8 protein-coding genes are annotated in these 8,693 nt (G+C 70.8%); 2 read left to right on the top strand and 6 right to left on the bottom strand.

The window, feature by feature from the left end; genetic code table 11:
* Window positions 1–10: 10 nt before the first annotated feature.
* The 4 genes from WCE37_RS13805 to pilG are packed head-to-tail and all read right to left on the bottom strand — an operon-like array spanning window position 11 to window position 3,434.
* Window positions 11–2,032 carry a methyl-accepting chemotaxis protein gene (locus WCE37_RS13805; protein ID WP_343255464.1) on the bottom strand — a complete coding sequence of 674 codons (2,022 nt, stop codon included), beginning with the start codon at window positions 2,030–2,032 and terminating at the stop codon, window positions 11–13.
* 29 nt (window positions 2,033–2,061) lie between these two features.
* Window positions 2,062–2,646, bottom strand: a complete 585-nt coding sequence (locus WCE37_RS13800) for a chemotaxis protein CheW (RefSeq protein WP_343255463.1) — start codon at window positions 2,644–2,646, stop codon at window positions 2,062–2,064.
* 1 nt (window position 2,647) lies between these two features.
* Window positions 2,648–3,013, bottom strand: a complete 366-nt coding sequence (locus WCE37_RS13795) for a response regulator (protein ID WP_343279863.1) — start codon at window positions 3,011–3,013, stop codon at window positions 2,648–2,650.
* Window positions 3,014–3,032: 19 nt separating this feature from the next.
* Window positions 3,033–3,434, bottom strand: a complete 402-nt coding sequence (gene pilG / locus WCE37_RS13790; protein WP_343255461.1) for a twitching motility response regulator PilG — start codon at window positions 3,432–3,434, stop codon at window positions 3,033–3,035.
* 179 nt (window positions 3,435–3,613) lie between these two features.
* Here pilG and gshB point away from each other — a divergent pair, with 179 nt between their 5' ends.
* Both gshB and WCE37_RS13780 read left to right on the top strand, forming a co-directional pair.
* On the top strand, window positions 3,614–4,573 hold the full coding sequence (gshB, locus tag WCE37_RS13785) for a glutathione synthase (RefSeq protein WP_343279862.1): 960 nt from the start codon (window positions 3,614–3,616) through the stop codon (window positions 4,571–4,573).
* Between the two features lie 25 nt (window positions 4,574–4,598).
* Complete coding sequence (locus WCE37_RS13780) at window positions 4,599–5,471, top strand: energy transducer TonB (protein ID WP_343279861.1); 873 nt, start codon at window positions 4,599–4,601, stop codon at window positions 5,469–5,471.
* A gap of 4 nt (window positions 5,472–5,475) precedes the next feature.
* Here WCE37_RS13780 and tsaB read toward each other — a convergent pair whose 3' ends face one another.
* Together tsaB and WCE37_RS13770 are read right to left on the bottom strand one after the other, a co-directional pair.
* Window positions 5,476–6,285, bottom strand: a complete 810-nt coding sequence (tsaB, locus tag WCE37_RS13775; protein ID WP_343279931.1) for a tRNA (adenosine(37)-N6)-threonylcarbamoyltransferase complex dimerization subunit type 1 TsaB — start codon at window positions 6,283–6,285, stop codon at window positions 5,476–5,478.
* Between the two features lie 134 nt (window positions 6,286–6,419).
* The gene (locus WCE37_RS13770; RefSeq protein ID WP_343279860.1) at window positions 6,420–8,615 is read right to left on the bottom strand and encodes an ATP-dependent DNA helicase; all 2,196 of its coding nucleotides are present in this window, start codon (window positions 8,613–8,615) and stop codon (window positions 6,420–6,422) included.
* Between the last annotated feature and the right edge of the window lie 78 nt (window positions 8,616–8,693).

Below are 8,693 nucleotides of genomic sequence, written 5' to 3'. Positions count from 1 at the left end.
GGTCTGTGCTTCAGGCCGGCAGCTTGAAGTCGGCGACCGAGCGGCGCAGGTCGGCCGCGAGCTGGGCGAGGTTGCCGATCGACTCGGCGGTCTGGTTGGCGCCCTGCGAGGTCTGCGCGGTGATCGACTGGATGGTGTTCATCGTCTCGGTGATGTTCGACGCCGCCGCGGACTGCTGCTGCGACGCACCGGAGATGCCCTCGATCAGCGCCGCCAGGCTGGTCGAGACACTTTCGATCTCGCCCAGCGCGGTACCGGCGTCCTCGGCCAGGCGCGCGCCGGCGACCACCTCGGACGTCGTCTGCTCCATCGAGCTGACAGCTTCGTTGGTGTCGGACTGGATGGTCTCGACCAGGGTCTCGATGCGCTTGGTGGCGTTGGAAGCGCGTTCGGCGAGTCGCTGCACTTCGTCGGCCACGACCGCGAAGCCGCGGCCCGCTTCACCGGCGGACGCCGCCTGGATCGCCGCGTTCAGCGCCAGGATGTTGGTCTGTTCGGAGATGTCGTTGATGAGCTCGACGATCGAGCCGATTTCCTGCGAGCTCTCGCCCAGGCGCTTGATGCGCTTGGAGGTTTCCTGGATCTGGTCGCGGATCGAGTCCATGCCGGCGATCGTCTCGCGCACCACGCCCGCGCCCTTGGTCGCGATCTGCACCGAGCGCTGCGCCACGTCGGCCGATTCGGCGGAGTTGCGCGACACCTGGTTGATGCTGAGCGCGATCTCGTTGATGCGGTCGGACGCGGAGTTGATCTCCTGCGCCTGGTGCTCGGCGGCCTCGGCCAGGTGCATGGCGGTGGCCTGCGTTTCCTGCGCGCTGGACGCCACCTGCACCGAGGTGTCGGTAATCGTCTGCACCAGGCTGCGCAGCTGCTCGACGGCGAAGTTGATGGAGTCGGCGATGGCGCCGGTCATGTCCTCGGTCACGGTGGCCTTCACCGTCAGGTCGCCTTCCGCGAGCGAACCCATTTCGTCCAGCAGGCGCATGATCGCCTCCTGGTTGCGGTTGTTGAGCTCCATCGTGGTTTCGTAGCGCTCGCGGCGGTCGCGGCTGAGCTCGCGCATCAGGCCGACCAGGGCAAGCGCGGCCAGGGCGAGGAAGGCGATCGAGATCCAGATGTTGCCGAGGATCGAGGTGTCGCTGAGCGAGCCGAAGGTGGTCAGCGACTGGAACAGGGTCTCGCTGTCGCCGAGCAGCTTGTCCGAGCCGGTGGTCAGCGAGGCCGCCGCGTTCTGGGCGCTGAACAGGTTCTGCGAGCTGGCCAGGATCGCGTCCAGATCCTTCTTCATCTCTTCCCACTGCGACGCCGCCTGGTCGAGCGCGGCCAGGGCGGCGGCGTTCGACAGCGCCTGCACGTTCATCGCCTCGTCGCTCGATCGCAGGCCGGCCAGCACCTGCTCGAACACGCCGGCATCGCGCGCCAGGGCGTCGCCGGCCAGCGATGCGCCCGGGCCACCCGCCTGGATCTCGGTCACGCGGCGGGCCATGGTCGAGGCCAGCACCACTTCGCGCAGCGCGATGTAGATCTGCGAGGACGGCGAGCCGCTGGCCGACATCGCGCGCACCACTTCGTCGAGCTGCGCCTGCAGCTGCGGCACGGCCTGGGTGAAGCGCTGGGCGTTGCCGGCAAAGGCCACCACGGCGGCCTCGCTTGCGATCACCTGCTCGGCGTTGGCGGCAAGCGGCTCCCAGGTGGCGGCCACGGCGCGGATTTCACCGGCGACGTCCGGCGTGTCGCCGAAGTTGCCGATCAGCTGCTGGATATCCCCGTCGATCGCGGCCTTGGTGCCCTTGAACGCGGTGTACGAGGCGCTGCTGCCGTCAACCGCTTCCCGGCCCTGGTTGGCCAGGCGCTGCGAGTTCACCTGCAGGCTGGACGCCGCGGTGCTGGCACCACCCAGGCGCGAAGCCTTGGTCATGGCGTAGATGGTATTGCCTGCGAATACCAGCAATGCGGCCACCAGGAGCCAGATCCAGACCCTGGCACCGATGCTGCGACCCTTGCCGGTCTCGTTGTCGATCACGTTGCTCATGGTCTACCCCTGGCCTGTCTGATGCGGCATCACGCCGCTGCTTGTCTGAATTCGGGCGTGCGGGACAGCCTGTCGAGGCTGAACACTCCCCACGCGTGGCCGCCTACTTTGTAGGCGCGATCGATGAAACCGGAATAGCGGCCCTCGGCAAGGACCTCGTGGTTCGACTGCTGCTCTTCCAGGAAGCTGCGCTGGCCGAACAGTTCGTCGATGGTCACCGCGACGTTGCCGCCGGGCTGGCGCACCACCAGCACGCGCTGGCCCTCGTGCAGCACCGTGCGCTCGCCCTCGAGGAACAGGCGCAGGTCGACCACCGGCAGCAGGTTGCCGCGGATGTTGGCCACGCCGAGCATCCAGGGCTGCGCGCCCGGCACCGGCGTGAGCTGCGGCAGCGGCAGGATCTCGACCACTTCGTCGAAGCCCGAGGCCAGCAGCCGCGGACCGACGCGATAGCCGACGCCGCGCCAGAGGCCTGGCGCATCGAGCTGCTCGGGCAGGCCGACCACGTGCGCCAGGCTGCGCCGTTCGAAGCCCGCGAGGACCTCGAAGGGCTCGGGCGACCGTGGTTCGGTGGACCGCGGCTCGGCCCGTGGGCGGACGTCGCGTCGCGCCATGTCAGCCGCCCAGCAGCGCGTTGATGCGCTCGACCAGCTCGCTTTCAACCGGCGGCTTGACGATGTAGCCCTTGGCCCCCTGGCGCATGCCCCAGGCCTTGTCGGTCTCCATGCCCTTGGTGCTGACGATCAGCACCGGGATGGCGGCCGTGGTGGCGTCGCGCGACAGCGCCCGGGTCGCCTGGAAGCCGTTCATGCCCGGCAGCACGACGTCCATCAGCACCAGCGCCGGCAGCTCGCGCCGCGCGACCTCGATGCCGTCTTCGGCGTTGCCGCAGGCAAGCACCTCGTGCCCGTTGCGCTCGAGGAGCTGGGTCAGGACCGCGGTGTCTGTCGGCGAGTCCTCGATCAGCAGGATCTTTGCCATGGTGTACCTGCCCCCCCGGTCAGGTGTTGACGTGCGTTCGGATCGCGTCGAGGAGTTCCTCGCGCGTGAAAGGTTTGGTGACGTACTGCTCGGAGCCGACGATTCGGCCACGCGCCTTGTCGAACAGGCCGTCCTTGGAGGACAGCATGATCACCGGCGTCTGCTTGAACAGCTGGTTGTTCTTGATCAGCGCGCAGGTCTGGTAGCCATCCAGGCGCGGCATCATGATGTCGACGAAGATGATCTGTGGCCGCTGGTCGGCGATCTTGGCCAGCGCTTCGAAGCCGTCGGTCGCGGTCACGACGTCGGCGCCCTCCCGGCGCAGCAACGTCTCCGCGGTGCGGCGGATGGTCTTCGAGTCATCAATCACCATCACGCGCAGGCCGTCGAGGCTGCCGGCGCGGTTTTGGTCCTGCGTCATCGTGTCTCCCCGGTGCATGGCGGCCGATTGTCAGGCGCCGCTGCGAACAGCCAATCTTCCAGCAGACCGCAGCAGTGTCAAGCGCGAAATCGACGGACTGCGGCCGGCATCCAGCTTATGCCCGTGGCCGCGCGCGCGCAGCTGATAACATTTGTCAGTATCTGCCGCGGATGGCCACCATGCCTTTAGATGTCGTTGTTGTGATGGACCCGATCGGATCGATCCAGGTCGCCAAGGATTCCACCTTCGCCATGCTCCTCGAGGCCCAGCGGCGCGGCCATCGGCTGCACTACGTGCTTCCGGGCGGACTGTCGATGGATGGCGGGCGCGCGCGTGCGCGCGCGGCACCGCTGAGGGTTCGCGATGACCCTTCGGACTGGTTCGAACTGGGAGCTGCGTCACAGCGGAACGTTGGCGACGGCGACGTGGTGCTGGTGCGCACCGACCCGCCGGTCGACGCCAACTACATCCACGACACCCAGATCCTGGACATCGCGCGCCTGGCCGGCGCCAACGTGGTCAACGACCCCCGCGGGCTGCGCGACCTCAACGAGAAGCTCGCCGCACTGCTGTTCCCGCAGTGCTGTCCGCCAACCCTGGTCAGTCGCGAGGCGGCCGCGCTCAAGGCCTTCGTCACCGAGCACGGCCAGGCCGTGCTGAAGCCGCTGGACGGCATGGGCGGGCGCTCGATCTTCCGCGCCGCCGCCGGCGAATCCAATCTCAACGTTATCCTCGAGACCCTCACCGACGGCGGCCGCCAGCTGGCGATGGCCCAGCGCTACCTGCCGGAAATCACCGAGGGCGACAAACGCATCCTGCTGATCGACGGCGTACCGGTGGACTATTGCCTGGCGCGCATCCCGCAGGGCGACGAGTTCCGCGGCAACCTCGCTGCCGGCGGCCGCGGCGAAGGCCGCCCGCTGAGCGAGCGCGACCGCTGGATCGCGGCGCAGGTGGGTCCGGAGATGGTCAGGCGCGGCATGCGCTTCGTCGGCCTGGACGTGATCGGCGACTGGCTGACCGAGGTCAACGTCACCAGCCCGACCTGCATCCGCGAGCTCGACGCGGAGTACGGCCTCAACATCGCCGGCCTGCTGTTCGACGCCATCGAGCGCGGCGCGCCCCGCGCCGACGCCTGATGCCGGCCGGGGCCGGCGCGCTGCGGTGAGTACGATGGCGGTGCCCGGCGGCGTCGGCGAGCGCGAGCGCCTGGGCGCGACCCTGGTGCTGTCGCTGCTGCTGCACGGGATGCTCGTGCTCGGCATCGGCTTCGCGCTTGAGGACGCGGCGCCGGTGATGCCCACGCTCGACGTCATCCTGACCCGCACCACCAGCCCGCTGACCCGGGCCCAGGCGGACTTCCTGGCCCAGGCCAGCAACGAGGGCGGCGGCGAGGACGACGCCAGCCTGCGACCGCGCGACCCACAGGCGGGCCAGCTGCCGAGCGACGAGGCCGGGATCGCCCAGCGTGCCGTGCGCGCGCAGTCGCCCGACGTCACGCCGCCGCCCGAGGCGCGGGTCATTGCCAGCCGCCACGGCGAGGACGCGACGCCCACGCCCCTGGCCACCCCGCGCAGCGACGAACAGCCGCTGCCGCGCGGCCCGGAGAAAATCGACCACGACCTGGCGATGGCGCGCCTGGCCGCAGAGATCCACCTCCAGTCCGAGCGCTACGCCAAGCGCCCCAAGCGCAAGTTCGTCTCCGCGAGCACGCAGGAATGGGTCTACGCCACCTACCTGCGCGCCTGGGTCGACCGCGTCGAGCGCGTCGGCAACCTCAACTATCCCGACGAAGCGCGGCGCCGCCAGCTGTCGGGGACGCTGGTGATCAGCGTGGCGATCCGTCGCGACGGCTCGGTGGAACGCGCCGAGGTGATCCAGTCAAGCGGCGTCCGCCTGCTCGACGACGCCGCGCTGCGCATCGCCCGCCTGGCAGAACCTTACCCGCCGCTGCCGCAGACCGACGAGGCGATCGACGTCCTGCACGTCACCCGCACCTGGAACTTCCTGCCCGGCGGCGAGCTGGTGGACGACTGAGGCCTCAGCCGCGACGTTCGCGCGCGGCGACCTGCTCGGCCAGGGTGAGCGCGACGTTGTTGCGCAGATACGCGGGCTCGACCAGCTCCGGCGCGATCCCGCCGCCTTCGGCGAGCGCCAGCGCGGCAAGCCGCGCGAGGTCGGCAGCGCGCGGCAGGGCCCTTGCGTCGATCGACGCGAGACGATCGCCAAGCCGGCGCGCCAGCGCGCCGTCGGCCGCCGCGAAGCCGGTGCCGACGCCGACGCCGACGCCGACGCCGTGCCAGGATCCACCGGGCGGCAGCTCGATGACGTCGGGCGCGGCCACCACCTCGCGATCCAGCGCGCGCAGGCCGTCGCCGTCGCGCACGAAAGAACCGGCATAGACCTCGCCCATGCGCGCATCGATCGCGGCGAGGATGAAGCCACCCGGCAACGCTTCGACGTCGGGGACATCGGCATCGGAATCTGCATCGACACCTGCCGCGTGATCGAGCGCATCCCGGCAGGCTTCCCGCTGGGTCCGCAGCCCACCCGACGCCAGCACCGCCAGCGTCGACACCGCGACCAGCGGGCGATCCAGCGCCAGTGCGATGCCCTGGGCGATCGAGATGCCCAGGCGCACGCCGGTGAACGCACCGGGACCGCGGCTGACGGCGATGGCATCCAGGTCCGCGCGCCGCAGCCCGGCTTCCGCCAGCAGGGTTTCGGCCCAGGGCAGCACCAGCTCCGCATGCCGCCGCGGCGCGATCTCGAAGCGCTCGCTGACCGCGCCATCGACCATCACGGCGACGGAGCAGGCTTCGGTGGAGGTCTCGATGGCGAGCAGGCGCATGTGCGAGCGGTAGTCGACGGGGGGCAACAGGTTACCGCGTCGGCGAATCGCCGCCGGCGTCGGACCCGCTAAAGCGCCGATCGCGGCCGTGGCCGCTCCCACAGTGACATCGGGCCCACGTGGCTGCGGTGATCTCAGCCTTCGTCGAAGAACGCCACCGCGTCGGCGACGTCGCGGGTGCGCGGGAACGGCGGCAGCGAGTCCAGGAAGCGGCGCCCGTAGCCCTTGCCCAGCAGGCGCGGGTCGCAGAGCACCAGCACGCCGCGGTCGGTCTCGGTGCGGATCAGGCGGCCCACGCCCTGCTTGAGCGCGATCACCGCCTGCGGCACCTGCTCGTCGCGGAAGGGGTTGCCGCCGGCGCGACGGATCGCCTCCAGCCGCGCCTCGAACACCGGATCGTCGGGCGACGCGAAGGGCAGCTTGTCGATCACCACCACGCTCAGTGCGCCGCCTGCGACATCGACCCCTTCGCGGAAGCTGGCCGAGCCGAGCAGCACGCCGTTGCCCGATTCGCGGAAGCGCTGCAGCAGCACGTGCCGCGGCGCTTCGCCCTGCACGAACAGCGGCCAAGGCGCGCCGCGCAGCGCCTCGGCCGCTTCGCGCAGCGCGCGGTGAGAGGCGAACAGCAGGAACGCGCGTCCGGCGGACGCCTCCAGGACCGGGCGGACCGCGGCGACGATCGCGGTGGTGTAATCGCGCGCCGAAGGCTCCGGCAGGCCCGGCGGCAGGTAGGCCAGCGCCTGGCTGGCCCAGTCGAAGGGGCTGGGCACCAGCAGGGTGCGCGGCTCGTAGAGACCCAACCGCCGTGACACGTGCTCGAAGCGTTCTTCCACGGTCAGCGTCGCCGAGGTGAACACCCACGCTGCGCGTGACTGCTCGCGATGCGCGCGCAGCGGCCCGGAGACATCAAGCGGCGTGCGCTGCAGGCGGAAGCCGCGCGGCGAAAGCTCGTACCAGCGCACGTCGTCGTCGCGAACCACCGGCTGCGGCGCCACGCCTGCCTTGGCTGACTCCGGACCGGACTCGGCGACCGCATCCGCAATGGCCGCGGCCAGCGGCGTCTCGACCCCGAGCCTGCGCCCCGAAACCGGATCAACGACCTCGCCGGTGCCGGGATCCAGGTCGACATCTTCCGCCGGCCCGTCGATATCGCGCCAGCGCCCCAGCCGCCCGCGGTGGTCGCGCGCGCGCAGCTGGCAAGCCTCCAAGCCAGGCGCGGCGGCGCACAGGGGCGCCAGCGCATCCGACAGCGCCAGCAGCGCGGCGTCGAGCGCGTCCAGCGCATCCGCCACCTCGGGTACAGCCAGCAGCTGCGGCCGCGTGCCGCGCGCAGGGAGGACGTCCATGGCGGCGCGCAGCAGGCGGGTGGCCTGCTCCAGCGCCCGCGCGGGCTCCTGCAGCGTCGCCAGCGCACCGGCGACGTCGCGAGACTCGGCGATCGCATCGCGCGCCAGTTCGACCAGCGGGCGTGCTGACAGGCCCTCGCCGAAGAACTGTGCGGCGAGCTCGGGGAGCTGGTGGGCTTCGTCGACCACGAAGGCTTCGGCACCCGGCAGGATTTCGCCGAAGCCCTCCTGCTTGAGCGCGAGGTCGGCCAGCAGCAGGTGGTGGTTGACCACCACCACGTCGGCCTCCTGCGCGCGCTGCCGGGCCTGGACCACGAAGCAGTCGCCCCAGAACGGGCATTCGGTGCCCAGGCAGTTGTCGGCCGTGGAGGTCACCAGCGGCAGCAGCGGCGAGTCGTCGGGCAGCGACTCGAGCTCGGCCATGTCACCCATCCGCGTGCGTCCACTCCAGGCCAGGATGCGCTGGAAATGGTCGGCCTGCGCCGGGGTCTGGAAGCGGTTCTCGCCGCGCGCGCGCTCCAGCCGGTGGCGGCAGAGGTAGTTGGCACGGCCCTTCAGGAGCGAGGTCCGCAGCCCGGTACCGAGCGCGTCGCGCACCCGCGGCAGGTCGCGGTGGTAGAGCTGGTCCTGCAGCGCGCGGGTGCCGGTGGAGATGATGGTCTTGCGCCGCGACAGCAGCGCCGGCACCAGGTAGGCGAAGGTCTTGCCGGTCCCGGTGCCGGCCTCGGCCAGCAGCACGGCGCGGTCGTTGAAAGCCGAGGCCACCGCCGCCGAGAAATCCTGCTGCGCCTGGCGCGGGCGGAAGCCCGGGATCACCGCGGCCAGCGGCCCGCCGGGGGACAGGGCCTCGCGGCTGTCGCGGGCGAGCGCGGGTTCGCTCCGTGCGCCAGCAGACGCGCCAGCCGCCAGGGCCGCAGCCGGGTCGACCGCAGCGCCGGCGACAGCGGCAAGCGTGGCTTGGTTGGAGTCGTCGGGGAGGCTCATCAGGACGTCATGATCGCCGCAAACACCGGCCAGCGGGTTCGTCCAATGGCCGACGCGGGCGTCGGGGATGCTGCCGGC

The sequence above is a fragment of the Luteimonas sp. MJ250 genome, from assembly GCF_039548455.1.
In the GTDB taxonomy this organism is placed as follows: Bacteria; Pseudomonadota; Gammaproteobacteria; order Xanthomonadales; family Xanthomonadaceae; genus Luteimonas.
Note: the sequence above shows the minus strand (reverse complement) of the source record. Positions and strands in the feature narration are given on the sequence as shown.

Bases quoted from the DNA above. Each gene is read 5' to 3' on its own strand.
- pilG (WP_343255461.1), bottom strand. From the start codon at position 3,434: ATGACGCAGGACCAAAACCGCGCCGGCAGCCTCGACGGCCTGCGCGTG.
- tsaB (WP_343279931.1), bottom strand. From the start codon at position 6,285: ATGCGCCTGCTCGCCATCGAGACCTCCACCGAAGCCTGCTCCGTCGCC.
- gshB (WP_343279862.1), top strand. From the start codon at position 3,614: ATGCCTTTAGATGTCGTTGTTGTGATGGACCCGATCGGATCGATCCAG.
- WCE37_RS13770 (WP_343279860.1), bottom strand. From the start codon at position 8,615: ATGAGCCTCCCCGACGACTCCAACCAAGCCACGCTTGCCGCTGTCGCC.
- WCE37_RS13795 (WP_343279863.1), bottom strand. From the start codon at position 3,013: ATGGCAAAGATCCTGCTGATCGAGGACTCGCCGACAGACACCGCGGTC.
- WCE37_RS13800 (WP_343255463.1), bottom strand. From the start codon at position 2,646: ATGGCGCGACGCGACGTCCGCCCACGGGCCGAGCCGCGGTCCACCGAA.
- WCE37_RS13805 (WP_343255464.1), bottom strand. From the start codon at position 2,032: ATGAGCAACGTGATCGACAACGAGACCGGCAAGGGTCGCAGCATCGGT.